Source organism: Rhodococcus sp. BH5, assembly GCF_027583855.1.
GTDB classification, from domain to species: domain Bacteria; phylum Actinomycetota; class Actinomycetes; order Mycobacteriales; family Mycobacteriaceae; genus Rhodococcus_F; species Rhodococcus_F qingshengii.
Genome location: NZ_JAJHVW010000001.1, coordinates 209260 through 227758, shown reverse-complemented (window position 1 = coordinate 227758; position 18499 = coordinate 209260). Strand labels below are relative to the sequence as shown.

Below are 18499 nucleotides of genomic sequence, written 5' to 3'. Positions count from 1 at the left end.
GGCGGCCTGGGTCACACATTCTGGTTAGATGGTGTTGTGGCTGCACTTATTTGGCTGATCGGAGCACTGGTGCTCGCCGGGGCCGAAGCGCTGGTGGGGGATTTCTTCCTGCTGATGCTCGCCGGTGGGGCGCTCGCTACTGCCGGTGTCAGTGCTGTCACCGACTTCCCGGTGTGGGTCGACGCCGTCATGTTCGGAGTGTTCTCCGCCGCCCTCGTCCTGGGCGTGCGACCGATCATGTTGCGTCGCTTCGGTAGTCCGCCGCCGACCCCGACCGGAATACAGGCACTCGAAGGTAAGCACGCTCTGGTTCTGGAAGAAGTGGGCGAGCATTCCGGGCAGGTCAAGTTGGACGGCGAGGTGTGGACTGCCAGGCCGTACGACACCACCGAGGTGTACCCGCCGGGCACCAAGGTGACGGTGATGGAAATCAACGGCGCAACAGCAGTCGTCTGGAGGGGACCTTAATGGCAGCACTCATAGTGCTCGGTGTGTTGGTGCTATTCGTGATCTTGGTGGTCGCGAAGTCGGTAGCACTGGTACCGCAGGCAGAAGCCGCGGTGATCGAGCGGCTCGGTAGGTATTCGAAGACGGTGTCCGGGCAGCTCACGTTCTTGATCCCGTTCGCCGATCGTGTGCGCGCCAAGGTGGATCTTCGTGAGCGGGTGGTCTCCTTCCCACCGCAGCCGGTGATCACCCAGGACAACCTGACACTGTCCATCGACACGGTGGTGTACTTCCAGGTCACCAATCCGCAAGCTGCGGTGTACGAGATCAGCAACTACATCGCTGCCGTCGAGCAGTTGGCAACCACCACGCTGCGAAACGTCGTCGGCGGAATGACCCTCGAAGAGACGCTTACCTCGCGTGATTCCATCAACGGTCAGCTTCGTGGTGTCCTCGACGAGGCGACTGGTCGCTGGGGCCTGCGAGTGGCCCGCGTCGAGCTCAAGAGCATCGATCCGCCGCCCTCGATCCAGGAGTCGATGGAAAAGCAGATGAAGGCGGACCGCGAGAAGCGCGCGATGATTCTGACGGCTGAAGGTCACCGCGAATCCGCTATCAAGACCGCCGAGGGTGCCAAGCAGAGCCAGATTCTTTCTGCCGAGGGAAACAAGCAGGCCTCGATCCTGAACGCCGAGGGTGAGCGTCAGTCCCAGATCCTTCGCGCTCAAGGTGACCGCGCGGCCAAGTACTTGCAGGCTCAAGGCGAGGCCAAGGCCATCGAGAAGGTTTTTGCTGCAATCAAGTCCGGTAAGCCGACTCCGGAATTGCTTGCATACCAGTATCTTCAGACGTTGCCGCAGATGGCGCAAGGCGATGCGAACAAGGTGTGGCTCGTACCCAGCGACTTCGGTGACGCGCTGAAGGGATTTGCCAAAACGCTTGGCGCGCAAGGGCGGGATGGCGTTTTCCGGTACGAGCCGCCGGCCGCCGAAGAGAATCTTCCCAATCCTGAGGACGATTCAGCCGAGGTGGCGGAGTGGTTCGAGACCAAATCCGATCCGGCTATCGCGGAAGCAGTGCGCGCTGCTGAAGTTGCTGCACGCACACCGGTCGAAGACCCGGCAGCTGCGGTCAGGCACCGCCGTGAGAGTGCGCCCGAGCAGCCTGGATTCGTAGATCCCGCGTTGCCACAGCAGGGCGAAAATCCTTGGCCGGGTCAGTTGCCGCTGCCGCCCGAGCGTGAAGATTTCCAGCAGAAGTACCCGTACCAGGGGCAGCCGCCCGAGGGTGGCCAGCGCCAGTAGACGCCTCTCGTAGCGAACGTTGATCGGGACGGGCACTCATCACCTACGTGATGAGTGCCCGTCCCGTTCCGCATACGGCGATCGCCCAGAGGACACTGACGAAGGTTCCCATGATGAACTGCTCGGACGCATGAGGTTCGCGAAGTTCCGGGTACCGCGCGAGCCCCTTGACTGCCAAGACGATCGCGATGCCTTCCGGCCAGGTTGCGAGAATCGATGCCGCCACCGCGAGCCGTTCGAGGATGCCGATCACACGTCCGCCGCGAAGAGGTCCGGCGTCCGGTGCCGGGCTCCCGTCCGGTTGGCGACGAGCGATCTTGAAGGTGGCAAGTACCAACGGTGCACCGGCCGTGGCGGCGGCAAGTACGCACAGGACAAGCGTCGCCCCGAGAGCGAAACCGGTGACCGGGGTCGTTCGGGTCGATGCCAGTGCGGCAACACCCAGCGCCGGAAGAGCCACCACGGACGACGCCCATTCGGGGACTTCGAGTCGACCACGACTGAGCGGTCCCAGTGCCGCTGCAACTGCTGGTGCCGCGGCGGCGACGGCGAGCGCGATCAACGCCAGAACGACCATGTATTCGAGCCCCCTGCTGTGTCGACGAGTTTGTACCGGTGCGAGCGTGAGCAGTCTAGGGCTGGAGTCTGACCAAAAGTCGTTCTGCGAGTCTGCGCCCGGCGAGTTCTGCGTGCCACCCGGCTGTCAGGAGTCGCTTGGACATGGCCTGTTTGGTGATTCCGAGGTGGGCCGCTGCGCTGACCTGAGTGAGTCCGCTGTCCATCAGGGCGATGGCTTCGCGTCCGTCCTTCGTCTGTCTCGTGACGATCGTTCCGAGCAAGGTGAACGCGGCATCGACATCTGCGGCGAGTTCGTCGCGTGAGCTATCCGCCGGCGCCTGTTCGACGGCAATTCTGGCCGGAGCTCGCTTGGCTCGCTCGACGGCGATCCGAGCAGCTTCGAATGCCGGTCCGCGTCCGGCCCGGGTCTGCCGTGGGAGAGGCTGCTCGACGGGACCGATCCCGATCCCGACACTCCAGTGCTCGCGCCGAATCAGCTCGAGTGCGACGAGGACGAGTAGCGCCGGATCGTCGGTCACCGCTTGAATCTCGTCGCCCGCTGTGCGCTCGAACGGCCGCAGGAGCCTGCGATCGGCCATGTCGTCGATGATGTCCCCGACGCGGTCGACATCCCGTCGGCTACCTCGCTGATCCACCGTCAGTACAAACATTAGTCAATGCTAGATAGTTGACTTTCAATAGTCAATCGTTTTGGGTTGACTCAATCAAATCAACCTCTTGGGGTTGACCGTCGTCAACGATGGTTTCGCCCGGTGAAGGCTGACGGCGAGCGTCGAACACCAGACCGGCGATGCCGATCGCAATGCAGATCCCGGACAGAATCAGGAGACGAGGATCGGCTTCGCCGGAGAGCGCATCGCCCAGAACGACAATCCCAACAGTGCCGGGCAAGATGCCGACGACGGTGGCAAGGATGTAGGGCACGATCCGGATCGACGAAATGCCGCAGCAGTAGTTCACCACCGAGAAGGGGACAAACGCGATCAAGCGCAGAGAGCCGACGGCCAGCCACCCCCGCTTTTCGATCCGCTCGTCCACCCGCCGGATCGTCGGACTCGAAATCCGTTGCCACACGACGTCGCGGCCGATGGCGCGGACCAGGTAGAGGGCCAGAACGGCGCTCACAGTCGTTGCCGCCACGGTAAGAGCGATGCCGGTCACCGAGCCGAAAAGAACCCCCGCGCTGAGCGTGAAGACGGTGCGCGGGAACGGCGCGACGGTGACTATCGAATGAACCAGGAAGAACACGAGGGGAAACGCCGGGCCAACCGAGTCCGCCCACTCTCGCACCTGGGACACCGTGGGATGTGGGGCGAGGAGGGCTGCGAGGAACAAAGCGAGCACTACCAGGACTATTGCGATCAATCTTCGGTCCAGCAGGCGTCCCATCACAGGTCACAAGGCTACCTGCGAACGGTGAACCGGGCCGACTGCCGACCCGCAATCGTGAGTCGAACATCGCCACGGGGGCGGGAAAGCGACGTGCTCCAGGCGACAATGAAACGGCGCTGTGACGAAAACCACTAGGCTTTCGGAGTGGCCTTCACCTGCAGTCCCGGCCAGTGAAACGAACTCGCGGGTAACCCGCAAACATGCTGAACAATCGCTAGGTAAGGGCCGGTTACACGTGCACGAACGACCGAATCCGCACGTCGCCCGGCCGGTCGGAAAGTGGCCACGAACAGCCCTGTGAAGAACATGACGTGATCCTCACGATATCTGGGCTCAACCGCGGGTTAGCATCACAGAACTAACGAACAAATCCGATTATCGGTAAAGCGCTCACGCAAAAAATGAGAGGGAGCGGACACAGTGTCATTAGCTTCAGAAGCCGAGGCTGTCGAGCAGGCGTACGCGGAGTGGCAGCGCTCCGTAGCCGGTGTGCTCGCCAAGTCCCGCAGAGTCGATGCGGCAGAACTGGGCCCCGAGCCACAGAAACTGCTCGAAACCGTCACCTACGACGGTGTCACTGTCGCACCGCTCTACAGCCCACGCGACGAGCGTCCCGAGCAGAGCTTGCCGGGCACGTTTCCGTACGTGCGTGGCGTCGACGCTCACCGTGATGTCAATGCCGGTTGGTTGGTTTCCGCTGCATTCGGAACCGCCTCGGCGGCCGAGACCAATCGCGCCATCCTGGACGCCCTCGAAAACGGAGTCAGCGCACTCTGGTTGAAGGTGGGCGCCGACGGCGTTCCGGTCACCGACCTCGCCGCTGCGCTCGAGGGCGTGCTTCTCGACCTCGCACCGCTCACGCTCGATGCAGGCGCAGCGACAAACGATGCAGCCCGAGCACTCTTCTCACTCCTCGATGCACGCAGCGAAGCCGGCGACGGTGTCAGCGATCGCAGCAGTATCCGAGTTCACCTCGGTGCAGCACCGCTGACCAGTTCGTTCTCCGGCGCAGCCGACGTCGAATTTGCAGGCGCAGTCGAGTTGGCCACCCTCGCCGCCGCTCGTGCGGAAACCGTGCACGCGATCACCGTGGACGGCACGGCCTTTCACAACGCGGGTGCCGGCGACGCCGAAGAACTCGGAGCCGCAATCGCCGCCGGCCTCGAGTACCTCCGTGCACTCACCGCCCAGAGCGGCCTGACCATCGGTGCTGCGTTGTCGCAGTTGGCTTTCCGCTACGCGGCAACCGACGATCAGTTCCAGACCATCGCGAAGTTCCGCGCCGCACGTCTCGTATGGGCACGCATCGCCCAGGTCTGCGGAGCTTCCGATTTTGGTGGAGCGCCGCAGCACGCAGTCACCTCCGCCGCGATGATGGCTCAGCGTGATCCCTGGGTGAACATGCTGCGCACGACCCTCGCTGCATTCGGCGCCGGCGTCGGCGGAGCAGATGCAGTGACTGTTCTTCCGTTCGACGTCGCCCTGGCCGACGGCACCCTCGGTGTCAGCAAGTCCTTCTCCTCGCGCATCGCGCGCAACACACAGCTGCTCCTGCTCGAGGAGTCGCACCTGGGCCGTGTCCTCGATCCGTCGGCCGGGTCTTGGTACGTCGAGGACCTGACACAGCAGATTGCCGCCACCGCGTGGGAGTTCTTCCAGGAAATCGAAGCAGCCGGAGGATATCTGGCGGCACTCGAAGCGGGAATCGTCTCCGGTCGCATCGCTGCCACGAAGGCCAAGCGCGACTCCGACATCGCACACCGCAAGACCACGGTCACCGGTGTCAACGAGTTCCCGAACCTCGGCGAAACGCCGCTGTCCGCCGAAGCCGTCGAGCCCGGCCAGTCCGTCGCCCGCTACGCAGCTGCATTCGAAGCGCTTCGTGACCGTTCGGACGCGTTCCTCGCCGCCGGCGGCGCCCGTCCCACTGCGCTTCTCGCGCCGCTGGGCTCGATTGCAGAACACAACGTGCGCACCACGTTTGCGTCCAACCTGCTCGCTTCGGGTGGTATCGATGCAGTCAACCCCGGCCCGCTCGAGGTGGGCGCCGAGGCCATCTCCGCTGCAGTCAAGGCTTCCGGTGCCACCGTCGCCGTGCTGTGCGGCACGGACAAGCGCTACGGCGAGAGCGCCGCAGCGGCCGTCGCCGAACTTCGCGCCGCTGGCATCAGCAAGGTGCTGCTCGCAGGACCGGAGAAGGCAGTCGCCGACGCGACCGGCGATTCTCGCCCGGACGGATTCCTCACCGCCCGCATCGACGCAGTGTCGGCTCTGACCGAACTGCTCGACTTCATCGAGACGGGAAGCTCCAAGTGACGACACGAGAGGTCAAGCACGTGATCGGCAGTTTCGCCGAGGTCCCACTCGAGGACCCGCAGTCTCCGGCACCCACACCGCCGTCGGTCGAGCAGGCCCAGGCGCTCATCGAAGAGGGCGCCAACGCCAACAACTACGCCGCCGAGCAGGTTGTCTGGTCCACCCCCGAAGGTATCGACGTCAAGCCGGTGTACACCGGTGCGGACCGCACGGCCGCCGCCGAGTCGGGTTACCCGCTCGACAGCTTCCCAGGCGCAGCGCCGTTCCTGCGTGGTCCGTACCCGACCATGTACGTGAACCAGCCGTGGACCATTCGCCAGTACGCCGGATTCTCCACTGCCGCGGAGTCGAATGCGTTCTACCGTCGTAACCTCGCGGCCGGTCAGAAGGGCCTCTCGGTCGCCTTCGACCTCGCTACACATCGCGGCTACGACTCCGATCATCCTCGCGTTGCCGGTGACGTCGGAATGGCCGGTGTCGCAATCGATTCCATCCTCGACATGCGTCAGCTCTTCGACGGAATCGACCTCTCGCAGGTGTCGGTCTCGATGACGATGAACGGCGCCGTGCTGCCGATTCTCGCGCTGTACGTCGCTGCGGCAGGCGAGCAAGGTGTCACTCCGGACAAGCTGGCCGGAACGATCCAGAACGACATCCTCAAAGAGTTCATGGTTCGTAACACCTACATCTATCCGCCGAAGCCCTCGATGCGGATCATCTCGGACATCTTCGCGTATTCCAGCGCGGAAATGCCGAAGTACAACTCCATCTCCATCTCGGGCTACCACATCCAGGAAGCCGGAGCGACGGCCGATCTGGAACTGGCGTACACCCTCGCCGACGGCGTCGAGTACATCCGCGCCGGCCTCGACGCCGGTATGGACATCGACAAGTTCGCACCTCGCCTGTCCTTCTTCTGGGCCATCGGCATGAACTTCTTCATGGAGGTCGCCAAGCTCCGCGCCGGACGCCTCCTGTGGGCCGAGCTTGTCGCCAAGTTCGATCCCAAGAGCGCGAAGTCTCTCTCGCTGCGTACCCACTCGCAGACCTCCGGCTGGTCCCTGACCGCGCAGGACGTCTTCAACAACGTTCCGCGTACCTGCGTCGAAGCCATGGCTGCCACCCAGGGCCACACTCAGTCCTTGCACACCAACGCACTCGACGAAGCGATCGCATTGCCGACGGACTTCTCCGCCCGCATCGCCCGTAACACCCAGTTGCTGCTGCAGCAGGAATCCGGCACCGTGCGTCCCATCGACCCGTGGGGTGGCTCGTACTACGTCGAGTGGCTCACCAACGAACTCGCCAACCGGGCTCGTAAGCACATCGAAGAGGTCGAGGAAGCCGGCGGAATGGCTCAGGCCATCAACGAAGGCATCCCGAAGCTGCGCATCGAGGAAGCTGCCGCCCGCACCCAGGCACGCATCGACTCCGGTCGGCAGCCGCTCGTCGGCGTCAACAAGTACGTTCCCGACGAGGTCGACACCATCGAAGTTCTCAAGGTCGAGAACTCCAAGGTCCGCAAGGAACAGCTCGAGAAGTTGGTTCGCCTTCGCGCGGAACGTGATCCGGAAGCCGTCGAGGCCGCACTGGCGAACCTCACTCGCGCTGCCGCATCCACCGAAGGCGGCATGGAGAACAACCTCCTCGCCCTCGCTGTCGTCGCCGCCCGCGCGATGGCTACCGTCGGCGAAATTTCCGACGCCCTCGAAAAGGTGTACGGACGCCACCAGGCCGAGATCCGCACCATCAGTGGTGTGTACCGCGACGAGGCAGGAACGGTGAGCAACATCAGCAAGGCGATGGAACTGGTCGAGAAGTTCGCCGATGACGAGGGACGTCGTCCCCGCATCCTCGTCGCGAAGATGGGCCAGGACGGTCACGACCGTGGCCAGAAGGTCATCTCCACCGCCTTCGCGGACATCGGATTCGACGTCGACGTCGGACCGCTGTTCCAGACCCCCGAAGAGGTCGCCAATCAGGCGGCCGACAACGACGTCCACGTAGTCGGTGTGTCGTCGTTGGCCGCCGGTCACCTCACCTTGGTGCCGGCGCTGCGGGAGGCTTTGGCTGCGGCCGGTCGTCCCGACATCATGATCGTCGTCGGCGGCGTCATTCCGCCCGGTGACTTCGACGAACTCTACGAGGCCGGCGCTGCTGCCATCTTCCCGCCCGGCACCGTCATCGCCGACGCTGCCAGCGGATTGTTGGAGAAGCTCTCCGCCCAACTGGGTCACGACAACAGCTGAGAAGGGGGTCACTGAAGATGGCACGTCAGCCCATCGACATTGATTCCCTCGCCGAGGCGGTGCGCGGAAATCAGCGTGCCGGCCTCGCTCGGGCGATCACCCTCGTCGAGTCCACTCGCGACGACCACCGGGCCCTCGCGCAGCAACTTCTACTGAAGTTGCTGCCGGAGGCCGGGGGAGCGCACCGGATCGGCATCACCGGCGTTCCCGGCGTCGGCAAGTCGACCTTCATCGACGCGCTCGGAATGTACTTGCTGGGCAAGGGACATCGGGTTGCGGTGTTGGCGGTCGATCCGTCGTCCACCCGCACCGGCGGCTCGATTCTCGGCGACAAGACACGCATGGCTCGGCTCACCGTCGAACCGAATGCGTACATCCGGCCGTCACCGACGTCCGGCACGCTCGGTGGTGTTGCCAAGGCAACCCGCGAGACCATCGTGCTTCTCGAAGCTGCCGGTTTCGACGTCATCCTGGTGGAAACGGTGGGTGTCGGCCAGTCCGAAGTCACTGTTGCCAACATGGTGGACTGCTTCACGTTCCTGACCCTCGCTCGTACCGGTGATCAGCTCCAGGGCATCAAGAAGGGTGTCCTCGAGCTCGCAGATCTGGTGGCGGTCAACAAGGCCGATGGCAAGCATGAGCGCGAGGCAAAGGGCGCTGCCCGTGAATTGGCGGGTGCGCTTCGCCTGATCTACCCGCACGACGCCATCTGGAAGCCGCCCGTCATCACGATGAGCGGTCTCGAAGGTGTCGGGCTGGACGAGTTCTGGGGAACTGTCACCAAACACCGTGAGGTGCTCACCGAAGCGGGACAGTTCGAGGAGAAGCGTCGCAAGCAACAGGTCGATTGGACCTGGACGATGGTCAACGATCAGCTGCTACGCAGGCTCTCGAGCAACGATCGGGTGCGTGCGATCCGGGCCGACGTCGAGCAGAGCGTGCGTGACGGTTCGCTGACGGCAGCGTTGGCGGCGGGGCGAATTCTCGACGCGTTCGACGGAAGCAACTAGCGCGGAAAGAACGAAATCCCGGGTATCCGAGCGCGGATACCCGGGATTTCTTCTGTGACGAGCTATCGTTCGCGCTTGACTGCAGGCTCGGTGAGTTCGGTCTCGACAGCGAGTTCGACTCCCGTGAAATCGCCTTCTGCCTCGGCCGGGGTGAGAGTGGACCGCTTCCACGCGTAGAACAGCAGCGCTGCCCACGCGCCGAGAATGGTCAGGTAACCGGCCACTGTGACCGCCCCGGTGATGTCGAAGGATTTGAACAGCTTCTGTGCGTTGGTCAACACGATGACGCCGCCCACCGCCGTTCCGAGCAAGGTTGCAGGTACGCGGCTGACCAGCCACGCCGCGAACGGAGCTGCGATGACACCGCCGAGCGCGAGACCGGCGACAACGAGGAGGTTTCCCGCCGACTCACGTCCCAATCCGACAAGGAATCCCAGCGACGCGGCTGACGCGACCAGAAACTCCGAGGCGCTGACCGAGCCGATCACGGTGCGCGGCGCGGTCTTTCCTCGTGAGAGCAGCGTGCTGGTGGTGATCGGACCCCAACCACCACCGCCGGATGCATCGATGAAACCACCGAACAGGCCGAGTGGGGACAGGAAACGTGCAGTGTGCGGGGTGGTACGAGCGTCCGCGACGGCCGGTGGGCGGACCGAAAAGCGTAGTGCCACATAGATACCGATGGCCAGCAGGATCGTCGCCGTGATGGGGACTGCCGCTTCGGTGGACAGACCCGAGAGCACAGTTGCGCCGATGAATGCACCGACTGCGCCGGGCACACCGAGCTTGGCGACGAGCTTCCAGTCGATGTTCTTGAACTTCCAATGCGACACACCCGAAGCGAGGGTGGTGCCGACCTCGGCCAGGTGAACAGCGGCGCTGGCCTGAGCCGGACCGAGGCCACCGATCATCAACAGAGTGGTTGCGGTGACACCGAAGGCCATACCGAGGGCGCCGTCGACGAGCTGGGCGCCGACGCCGACAAGGGTGAACAAAAGAAGATTGAACATGAGAAGACAGACTCCGAGCGAAGAAGCGACAAAGTCAGGGGTGCAGGCAGCGAGAATCGCCGCTCAGCAACACGCCTGATCGAAGCATGCGCTACGACGAGTGGGCCAGAACGCCATCAATCCGAGCGCAAATGCCGGGGAGGCATCGTGGCTGGAAATCTGCACGTCAGGTCCTTTGTTCTCGTACGTTGGTGTTCTGTCCATGCGAGCATAGCCGGTGCCCGGCTCGGTCAACCCACGACGCGGGCGTAATTTCCCACTCGGTGGACAAGTCGATCGAAGAATTCCGCCGGATCGGTGCTGACCGCGATATCCGCGTTGGGCTCACGCTTCCAGTGCCCGACCCAGTCCGCAACCGTCGTTCCGATCAGCAGTGGACTCTCGGTTTCGACATCTACCGTTGCCGGTTTCAGCGTCGCCAGGCTCGGATCGAGCGCGACGGCAGCAGCGAAGGGATCATGCATGTGAGCAAGAAATCCCTGGTCGTATTCACGATGGAATTCCATGTAGAACCGGATTGCGTCGGACATATGCCTGATCACGCTGTTGGACGCGGAACTGCGGACGTCGGGACCGTCGTCAGGCGAGATGATCTCTTCCGGGGTGCTCCCGGCAGCTTCGGCGAGCCGACGCACATGTTCGGGGAACATCTCGATGGATTCGGTGACGTTGAGGCCGCAGATGATCGGGCGCCGGTGCGCGGGTACGACGGAGAACGCGTCGAACACCTCCTTGGCGGCGTGCGGATCCACCGAGACGTTCCACTCCGCGGTCGGCGTCGTGTTGCCCGGATAGTTGAACGACCCACCCATCACTACCAGTCGCTTCAGCAGAGACGGCAGATCGGGTTCACGTCTGATCGCCAAGGCCAGGTTGGTGAGCGGCCCCGTCACCAGCCCGGTGAGTTGTCCGGGGTACTCCCGGACGAGATCCACCCAGAGGTCGGTGGCGGTTCGGACCGAGCGCTTGCGACCCGAATCGGGGAGGACCGCATGGCCGATTCCTTGCGGACCGTGAGTCTCCTCGGTGGTGCGCAACGGTATGACCAATGGCTCGCGGGCGCCGAGTGCAACCTCGATGTCCGGGGCGCCGCAGAGCGCAAGCCAGTTCAAGTTGTTGGCCGCGACCTGTTCCACCGGAACGTTGCCGGCGGTGCTCGCAATCCCCAGTATCTCGGCTTCGGGGCTGGCAAGGAGATAGAGAAGCGCCAACGAGTCGTCGATACCGGTGTCGACGTCGACGATGAGTTTGTGCATGTCACTCATCGGTGGCCACCAGGATCGTCGGGGAATGCAGGACGGGGAAGTTCACCGACCGAGCGATGAAGCACTTCGTGTGTGCGGGGCCGTGAAGCTCCTGGGCCTTCTCGACCATCGACGCCTCCGCGACCAACACCGTCGGATTCAACGTCACTTCGATGAACTGGCCGCCGCCATCGGATTCCTCGATCATGCTGCCGACCGGCTGATCGCTGTAGTCGAGAACGACGACCCCAGCGGCAGCTGCCAGCCCGAGGTACCAGAGCATGTGGCACTGGGCGAGGGAGGCAACGAGCAGTTCCTCGGGGTTCCATCGCTGCGCGTCACCGCGGAACGAGGGATCGGAGCTGCCGAGAAGTTCCGGCTTTCCGACCGCGGATATTGCATGATTGCGCGAATATCCCTGCGTGCTGGACGTTCCGGTTCCCAGATCGCCCGTCCACTGAAGGTCGAGTGTGTAGGTATGTGACTTCACAGGTCCATCTTGCCCTGAATGTGCCGGTCCCTCAGTGTGCCCACTCCGCGCGATCCGATCCCCACGGATGGGCTGGTTCGGGGTAGTCCTCGAACTCTGCCAGCGCGGGTCGTGCGGTGGTCACGTCGGCATGGTTGACAACAACATTCAGGCCGGGAGCGGTCGGTAGACCGGGATGGACGGTTCGGCCGGGTGCGTCGAGAAGACGGGCGCCGGTGCTGGCCAATGACACGTCGACATCGCGGCCACGGCCGTCCTGCGAGCGCAGCGTCAACGCGTCGAGGATCCCCGCTGCCAAGAAGTATCCGGTCGAGTGGTCGAGTGCCTGCGCCGGAAGCGCACCAGGGTTCTCACCGCCCTCGAGGAACGAGATACCGGATGCGGCCTGCACGATGCTGTCGAAGCCGCGGCGATTCGCCCACGGACCTTCCCATCCCCATGCGCTGACGCGCCCGTGAATCAGGTGGGCGGGAAGATCCTGCCCGATGAGCGCTTCGAGTGCACCCGGCCGGTAGCCGGTGACCAGTACGTCTGCGGTTTCGAGGAGTTCTCGGAACGCTGTCGCTCCCGCCGAGGACTTCAGGTCGAGAAGCGCCGACCGCTTGCCCTGTCCACTGTCGAGGTGCTGCCATCCGATCTCGGGGATCGCCGGGGGATCGATCCGCAGAACGTCAGCGCCGACCAGCGCCAGGGCACGCGTCGCGACCGGACCGGCGATGACGCGGGTCAGGTCGAGAACGCGTGGGCGCGTCGGATGCGTGCGGGGTTTTCCCTCGTCGCGTGCTCGGATGGATACCAGAGGCGCAGACCTCGCAGCTGCGCACTGCTCACTCAGGCGCCACTCGGTCTCGGTACGAACACGGACCGCGATGGCTCCGATCTCGGCGGCCTGCAGCTCGATCTCGATGGCGCTGAGTTCGGATATCCGTTGCACCACTGCATCTTTGGGTGATCCATGATCGAGCGCGAGGATGGCGAGCAGGCGGTCGCGATGGTGCGGATAGTTGCCGTGCGTGCGGACCCAACCGTCGCGGGCGGCAAAGAACCCCGAGTGCTCGGAGAACCCGTTGATCGGCTCGCCGCCGATCCGGAACAGTCGATCGCTCGAGAAGGACGCGGCGATGCGCTCGGGATCGAGGGTCCAGTGTCCGTCGCCCGGGCTGGTTGACCGATGAATCGCCGAGGCGAACGCCGCTACCGAGCCCGCAGCGAGGTCGAACACCGGCAAGTGCGCCGCAAGGAAACCCGCCGAGTCCGGGCATTCGATGTGCCCGCGGCGGTCGTCGGTGTGCACCCCGACGTCACGCTGGTATTCGTCGAGATAGAACCCGTACCCGTGATCCATGCGACGCCTTTCGGCAGTTCAGTGGCCGAGAAGCTCCCGGCACTTCTCTGCCAGCGTATCGCGGAGCGGCGCAGCACGATCCGCCAACTGTTGTTGCTGACGCACGTATTCGGCGCGGCCCGCGGGAGTTTCGATACGAATGGGGGAGAACCCGTACTCGGCGAGGTCGTATGGGCTCGCGCGCATGTCGAGTTCACGGGCCAGGAGCGCGTGTTCGAAGCACCGCATCACCAGGTCGGAATCGACGAGTGGCAACAATTTGAAGCTCCACTTGTACAGGTCCATACCGGCGTGCAGGCAGCCCGGCTGTTCGTGATCGATCTGAGTTTCGCGTGCAAGCGGGAGCGAGTTCTTGGGGGCCGCGTCCGGTGTGAAGAACCGGAACGCGTCGTAGTGCGTGCATTTGAGTGGCAGGGATTCGACGACCGCGTCGGTACCGGCGAACCCGAGTCGCAGCGGCACCGACTGGTGACGGATTGCGTCCTCGCCCCCGCGATAGACCATCGCCCATTCGTGGAGGCCGAAGCAACCCAGCACAGCGGGCCGCGCAGACGTCTGATTCAACAGATTCCACACGAATTCGACTGTGTGACGCCGACGCTCCAGCACTGAGGCCTCGACCGTCGCGGTACCCGACTCGTCGACGCGGTAGCCGGAGAAGGCTGCGTATTCGGCGGCGTTCTCGAGCGCGACTCCGTACCCGGGGTGCCAGCGGCGCAGTTGGGCGGGTTTGAAGTTGTAGTACGTGAAGAGGAAGTCGTGCACCGGGTGAGAGATACCGGCGCTACGACGCGCTCGGTGCGGCTCGACGAGCTTCTCCACCTCCTCGAGGTGAAGCGCCCGCCGAGCCGTCCACTCGCTCTGCGCGAGTGCGAGTGAATGCACCGAACGTGTCATCGATCAGCTGTTTCTTTGTCCGGGAACAGCATCCGTGCCGCGGTGCGTGCCGTCGCGGACCGTTCCGACGTACTCCTCGAGGAGATCCTCGAGCGCGACGATACCGATCACCACTCCGTCAGCGTCCGTGACAGCGCCGAGGTGCGAGCTGGCCCGACGAAGGCCGGCCAACGCTTCGGCCAGCGGTGTGCTGAGCGGAACGATGGGCAGCGGCCGGATATCCGACGTCGGAACGACGGTGTCCGGTCCAGCGGCCTCGTCGAGCACCTCGTCGAGTACGTCCTTGAGGTGTACGTACCCAGCCAGCGATCCGTCGCTCGCTCGCACCGGGTAACGCGAGTATCCGGTCTCGATGACCGCACGCTCGATCTCACCCAGTGTTGTTCCCGACGGTGTGAGGGGAATGGTCCGCACCTTGTCGAGAGTGATCAGGACCTCGGAGACGGTCCGATCGGTCGATTCGAGTGCCTGCTTCAACCGCCGGTGTTCTTCGGCGTCGATCAGACCTTCGGATCGCGATTCACCGATCATCGCGGACAACTCCACCGCCGAGACCGTGACGTCGAGTTCGTCCTTGGGTTCGACGCGCAGGAGCTTGAGCACTCCGTTCGCGCACAGGTTGTAGAACGCGATGATCGGGCGAGCGATCTTGATGAACGCCAGATGCACGGGAACGAGCAGCATGGCCGTCTTCTCGGGGCCGGCCAACGCGATGTTCTTGGGCACCATCTCGCCGAGCAGGATGTGCAGCACGACGACGAGCGACAGCGCGATGGCAAACGAGATCGGGTGCAGCAATCCGTCGGGCAGGCCGACGGCTTCCATCGGCACCTCGAGGAGGTGCGCAATGGCGGGCTCGGCGACCTTACCGAGGAGGATCGAGCAGATCGTGATGCCCAGCTGAGCCGCCGCAAGCATGAGCGAGAGGTTCTCACCGGCCTTGATGACTGTGAGCGCCCGCTTCTTGCCTTGCGCGACCAGTGCTTCGAGGCGGTCACGTCGTGCGGAGATCAGTGCGAACTCCGCACCGACGAAGAATGCATTGCCGGCGAGCAGCACGACGGTGAGGAGTACACCGAAGAGGTTATTCATCGTCGGACTCCTTCTTGCTGTCGTCGGCGGATTCGGGTTCGACGTAAGCGGGGACCGGCGTGATGGTCACCCGGTCGATACGGCGGCCGTCCATGCCGGTCACTCGTGCAATCCACTTTCCGCGCGAATCACCGGACGAGTCGACGTCGGGCAATTCCACCTCGTCACCCTCGTCGGGGATGCGGCCCAGTTCGGTGAGCACCAAACCGCCGAGCGTGTCGTAGTCGCCTTCGGGAGCGGTGTACCCGGTAGCCGAAGTGACCTCGTCGATGCGCAGGAGACCGGAGCACGACCATCCGTCGCCGACGCGCTGCACGTCGAGTTCGGGTTCGTCGTGTTCGTCGCGCACATCGCCGACGATTTCCTCGATGAGGTCTTCCATCGTGACGATGCCGGCAGTTCCGCCGTACTCGTCGACGACGAGCGCAACCTGCATGCCGTCGGAGCGGATTCGCTCCATGACGGTGTCTCCGTCCAGGCTCGACGGCACGACGGGAACACGTTGAGCCAGACTGTCGACGCGCGTCGTGCGCCGACGTTCGGCCGGAACGGTGAACGCGTGCTTGATGTGTACGACGCCGACCGTGTCGTCGAGATCGCCGCGAACGACCGGGAAGCGCGAATAGCCGGTCCGCGACGCCGTCACGATCAGGTCTGCGACGGTGTCCGAGAGTTCCAGCGATTCGATCTTCACTCGCGGAGTCATCAGCTCTTCTGCCGTGCGGTCACCGAACTGCAGTGAACGGTCGACGAGCATCGCCGTGCCCTTGTCGATGGACCCGCGCTGCGCGGACGTCCGCACGAGGGACCCGAGTTCCTGCGGTGATCGCGCGGAGCGCAATTCCTCCGCGGGTTCGATGCCCAGGCGTCGCACGATCCAGTTGGCGGTTCCGTTGAGGCCGTTGATGGCCCACCGGAAGATCAGCGAGAACCCTGCTTGCAGGCCCGCAGTCGCGCGGGCGGTGGGCATCGGCTTGGAGATTGCGAGGTTCTTCGGTACGAGCTCACCGAAGATCATGGAGAACGAGGTCGCGATCACGAGCGCCAGGATCAAAGACGTTGTCGAGGCCGCGGATTCACTGAGCCCGACGGCCTTCGTGACCGGTGTGATGAACCGTGCCAGGACCGGCTCGGCCAGGTAACCGGTGATCAGGGTTGTGATCGTGATGCCCAGCTGAGCGCCGGAGAGCTGGAACGAAAGAGTCTTGTGCGCGTGTTGAACCTGCCGCGAGCGTCGGTCGCCGCCACGAGCAGCTTCGTCGACGGTGCTGCGTTCGAGCGCGGTCAGTGAGAATTCGGCCGCCACGAAGAGGGCGGTGCCTGCAGTCAGCGCGATGAAGCCGACCAGGCTGAGAATGGTGAAAACGATGTCCATGTGTCATCGCCACCTGAGATGTGCACGGGGGCCGCCGGGTTTGTCTCCCGGCTCGCTAGAGGAGCCCTCCGAACCGGCGGAATCAGAAGATTCCTCGGATAAAACGACGGGTGTAGCGCCGGGTAAGTGTGTGGGTGCCTCGGGCACCGGGTTCCTTTCGTCAGAGCCGAGTAGTTCTCGGCTGTAGCGGGCTCGGTCGGGTCGCCGAAGGGCACCCGACCGAGTTTTGTTTTCTGTTTACGGATCCAATGATACCGGCGGGTGCCCGGGAGTAGGGACCCGAGCACCCGCCGACAGTCACAGAACGTGGTTCACCAACCAGACGGAAGCGGCCGTCCTTCGGCAAATCCGGCGGCGGACTGCACGCCCAGAACGGCCTTCTCGTGCAGCTCCTCGAGAGAGCGCGCACCCGCGTACGTGCAGGTACTGCGCACGCCGGAACAGATCTGATCGATCAGGTCCTCGACTCCAGGGCGCTCGGGATCGAGACGCATCCGCGAACTGGAGATGCCTTCCTCGAACAATCCCTTACGGGCGCGATCGAAAGCCGTTTCGGTGGCTGTGCGAGCGGCAACAGCGCGCTTGGAGGCCATACCGAAGCTCTCCTTGTACGCGTTGCCCGCCTGATCGACTTTGAGATCGCCGGGGGACTCGTACGTGCCGGCGAACCACGAGCCGATCATGACGTTCGACGCGCCCGCCGCGAGGGCGAGTGCAACGTCGCGGGGGTGTCGAACGCCGCCGTCGGCCCAGACGTGCTTGCCGAGCTCACGTGCCGCTGCAGCACATTCCGCGACGGCCGAGAACTGCGGGCGTCCGACGCCGGTCATCATGCGAGTCGTGCACATGGCTCCGGGTCCGACGCCGACCTTGACGATGTCCGCGCCTGCGGCGATCAGATCACGGGTTCCCTGTGCGGAGACCACGTTGCCTGCGACCAACGGGACGCCGAGATCGAGCGCCTTGAGGGTGGTGAGTGCATCGATCATTCTCTGCTGGTGACCGTGAGCCGTGTCCACGACGATCACGTCGGCACCGGCGTCGACGAGTGCCTTGGCCTTGGCGCCCACGTCACCGTTCACACCGACCGCCGCAGCGACCCGGAGTGCGCCGCGCTCGTCGACTGCGGGGTCGTAGATGCCGGCACGGATCGCGCCGGTGCGGGTGAGGACGCCGGCAAGAGTCCCGTCTTCGTTGACGATGACCGCCAGCGGATCGTGCTTGGTTTCGAGCAGTTCGAAGACCTCACGCGGTGTGGCGGTGACCGGGGCCGTGACGAAGTCGGTGATCGCGACGGTACGTAGGCGAGTGAACCGATCGACATCCGCGCAGGCAGCCTCCGTGACGACACCGAGAGGCTTACCGTCCTCGACCACCACGACCGCGCCGTGAGCACGCTTGGGAAGCAGCGCCAGCGCATCGGAGACGGCGTCGTCCGGACTAAGCGTGACCGGCGTATCGGCGACGAGGTGGCGGCTCTTGACGAACGCCACGGTCTCGGCGACAGCTTCGGTGGGGACGTCCTGCGGAATGATGACCAGTCCGCCGCGGCGGGCGACAGTCTCCGCCATGCGGCGGCCGGCGACTGCGGTCATATTGGCGACCACGACGGGAATGGTCGTTCCGGATCCGTCGGAAGAATTGAGATCGACGTCGAACCGAGAGGTGACCTCGGTCCGGTTAGGGACGAGGAAGACGTCGTCGTAGGTCAGGTCGTATGGGGGGCGTTGCCCTTCGAGGAACTGCACG

17 protein-coding genes are annotated in these 18499 nt (G+C 64.1%); 5 read left to right on the top strand and 12 right to left on the bottom strand.

Going from position 1 to position 18499, the window contains the following annotated elements:
• Positions 1–36 precede the first annotated feature (36 nt).
• Together RhoBH5_RS00940 and RhoBH5_RS00935 are read left to right on the top strand one after the other, a co-directional pair.
• Entirely contained in the window at positions 37–468 is a 432-nt protein-coding gene (locus RhoBH5_RS00940; protein WP_003944877.1) for an NfeD family protein, read from the top strand.
• A complete protein-coding gene (locus RhoBH5_RS00935; protein WP_270007855.1) occupies positions 468–1751 on the top strand; it encodes an SPFH domain-containing protein in 1284 nt (427 codons plus the stop codon). Before RhoBH5_RS00940 ends, RhoBH5_RS00935 begins: the two co-directional genes overlap by 1 nt.
• Before the next feature lie 43 nt (positions 1752–1794).
• Here the strand turns inward: RhoBH5_RS00935 and RhoBH5_RS00930 are convergent, their stop codons facing one another.
• Genes RhoBH5_RS00930 through RhoBH5_RS00920 form a run of 3 tightly spaced genes read right to left on the bottom strand, consistent with a single transcriptional unit; the run spans position 1795 to position 3719 of the window.
• The gene (locus RhoBH5_RS00930; RefSeq protein ID WP_003944797.1) at positions 1795–2328 is read right to left on the bottom strand and encodes a hypothetical protein; all 534 of its coding nucleotides are present in this window, start codon (positions 2326–2328) and stop codon (positions 1795–1797) included.
• Between the two features lie 55 nt (positions 2329–2383).
• On the bottom strand, positions 2384–2980 hold the full coding sequence (locus tag RhoBH5_RS00925; protein ID WP_003944858.1) for a hypothetical protein: 597 nt from the start codon (positions 2978–2980) through the stop codon (positions 2384–2386).
• A 31-nt stretch (positions 2981–3011) separates the two neighbouring features.
• On the bottom strand, positions 3012–3719 hold the full coding sequence (locus RhoBH5_RS00920) for a TVP38/TMEM64 family protein (RefSeq protein ID WP_270008053.1): 708 nt from the start codon (positions 3717–3719) through the stop codon (positions 3012–3014).
• Between the two features lie 423 nt (positions 3720–4142).
• Here RhoBH5_RS00920 and mutA point away from each other — a divergent pair, with 423 nt between their 5' ends.
• From mutA to meaB, 3 genes are read left to right on the top strand one after another with little or no spacing between them, the layout of a single operon-like run.
• A complete protein-coding gene (gene mutA, locus RhoBH5_RS00915) occupies positions 4143–6038 on the top strand; it encodes a methylmalonyl-CoA mutase small subunit (protein ID WP_270007854.1) in 1896 nt (631 codons plus the stop codon).
• Entirely contained in the window at positions 6035–8287 is a 2253-nt protein-coding gene (scpA, locus tag RhoBH5_RS00910; RefSeq protein WP_042449118.1) for a methylmalonyl-CoA mutase, read from the top strand. Before mutA ends, scpA begins: the two co-directional genes overlap by 4 nt.
• A 17-nt stretch (positions 8288–8304) precedes the next feature.
• A complete protein-coding gene (gene meaB, locus RhoBH5_RS00905) occupies positions 8305–9297 on the top strand; it encodes a methylmalonyl Co-A mutase-associated GTPase MeaB (RefSeq protein ID WP_003945003.1) in 993 nt (330 codons plus the stop codon).
• A gap of 62 nt (positions 9298–9359) precedes the next feature.
• On the opposite strand, the gene RhoBH5_RS00900 is transcribed toward meaB, so the two are convergent.
• The 9 genes from RhoBH5_RS00900 to RhoBH5_RS00860 all read right to left on the bottom strand — a co-directional run bounded on the left by RhoBH5_RS00900 (position 9360) and on the right by RhoBH5_RS00860 (position 18498).
• Positions 9360–10307: a sulfite exporter TauE/SafE family protein gene (locus tag RhoBH5_RS00900; RefSeq protein ID WP_007727818.1), complete on the bottom strand. Its 948-nt coding sequence runs from the start codon at positions 10305–10307 to the stop codon at positions 9360–9362.
• 63 nt (positions 10308–10370) lie between these two features.
• Positions 10371–10511 carry a hypothetical protein gene (locus tag RhoBH5_RS00895; RefSeq protein WP_156423186.1) on the bottom strand — a complete coding sequence of 47 codons (141 nt, stop codon included), beginning with the start codon at positions 10509–10511 and terminating at the stop codon, positions 10371–10373.
• Positions 10512–10537: 26 nt separating this feature from the next.
• The gene (locus tag RhoBH5_RS00890; RefSeq protein ID WP_007727817.1) at positions 10538–11572 is read right to left on the bottom strand and encodes a nucleoside hydrolase; all 1035 of its coding nucleotides are present in this window, start codon (positions 11570–11572) and stop codon (positions 10538–10540) included.
• Positions 11565–12041 (bottom strand): OsmC family protein, encoded by a 477-nt coding sequence (locus RhoBH5_RS00885; protein ID WP_007727816.1) that lies wholly within the window; start codon positions 12039–12041, stop codon positions 11565–11567. Before RhoBH5_RS00885 ends, RhoBH5_RS00890 begins: the two co-directional genes overlap by 8 nt.
• Before the next feature lie 31 nt (positions 12042–12072).
• Positions 12073–13386: a CoA transferase gene (locus RhoBH5_RS00880; protein ID WP_064114339.1), complete on the bottom strand. Its 1314-nt coding sequence runs from the start codon at positions 13384–13386 to the stop codon at positions 12073–12075.
• An 18-nt stretch (positions 13387–13404) separates the two neighbouring features.
• On the bottom strand, positions 13405–14283 hold the full coding sequence (locus RhoBH5_RS00875; protein ID WP_270007853.1) for a 3-methyladenine DNA glycosylase: 879 nt from the start codon (positions 14281–14283) through the stop codon (positions 13405–13407).
• 3 nt (positions 14284–14286) lie between these two features.
• On the bottom strand, positions 14287–15375 hold the full coding sequence (locus RhoBH5_RS00870; protein WP_003944826.1) for a hemolysin family protein: 1089 nt from the start codon (positions 15373–15375) through the stop codon (positions 14287–14289).
• On the bottom strand, positions 15368–16750 hold the full coding sequence (locus RhoBH5_RS00865; RefSeq protein ID WP_003944847.1) for a hemolysin family protein: 1383 nt from the start codon (positions 16748–16750) through the stop codon (positions 15368–15370). The genes RhoBH5_RS00870 and RhoBH5_RS00865 overlap by 8 nt, the downstream gene beginning before the upstream one ends.
• A 311-nt stretch (positions 16751–17061) precedes the next feature.
• Complete coding sequence (locus RhoBH5_RS00860) at positions 17062–18498, bottom strand: GuaB1 family IMP dehydrogenase-related protein (protein WP_020969620.1); 1437 nt, start codon at positions 18496–18498, stop codon at positions 17062–17064.
• Between the last annotated feature and the right edge of the window lies 1 nt (position 18499).

Coding starts and splice junctions, on each gene's coding strand:
- RhoBH5_RS00865 (WP_003944847.1), bottom strand. CDS start 16,750: ATGGACATCGTTTTCACCATTCTCAGCCTGGTCGGCTTCATCGCGCTG.
- RhoBH5_RS00900 (WP_007727818.1), bottom strand. CDS start 10,307: ATGTTCAATCTTCTTTTGTTCACCCTTGTCGGCGTCGGCGCCCAGCTC.
- RhoBH5_RS00930 (WP_003944797.1), bottom strand. CDS start 2,328: ATGGTCGTTCTGGCGTTGATCGCGCTCGCCGTCGCCGCCGCGGCACCA.
- RhoBH5_RS00935 (WP_270007855.1), top strand. CDS start 468: ATGGCAGCACTCATAGTGCTCGGTGTGTTGGTGCTATTCGTGATCTTG.
- meaB (WP_003945003.1), top strand. CDS start 8,305: ATGGCACGTCAGCCCATCGACATTGATTCCCTCGCCGAGGCGGTGCGC.
- RhoBH5_RS00895 (WP_156423186.1), bottom strand. CDS start 10,511: ATGGACAGAACACCAACGTACGAGAACAAAGGACCTGACGTGCAGATT.
- RhoBH5_RS00925 (WP_003944858.1), bottom strand. CDS start 2,980: ATGTTTGTACTGACGGTGGATCAGCGAGGTAGCCGACGGGATGTCGAC.
- RhoBH5_RS00875 (WP_270007853.1), bottom strand. CDS start 14,283: ATGACACGTTCGGTGCATTCACTCGCACTCGCGCAGAGCGAGTGGACG.
- RhoBH5_RS00890 (WP_007727817.1), bottom strand. CDS start 11,572: ATGAGTGACATGCACAAACTCATCGTCGACGTCGACACCGGTATCGAC.
- RhoBH5_RS00870 (WP_003944826.1), bottom strand. CDS start 15,375: ATGAATAACCTCTTCGGTGTACTCCTCACCGTCGTGCTGCTCGCCGGC.
- RhoBH5_RS00920 (WP_270008053.1), bottom strand. CDS start 3,719: ATGGGACGCCTGCTGGACCGAAGATTGATCGCAATAGTCCTGGTAGTG.
- RhoBH5_RS00880 (WP_064114339.1), bottom strand. CDS start 13,386: ATGGATCACGGGTACGGGTTCTATCTCGACGAATACCAGCGTGACGTC.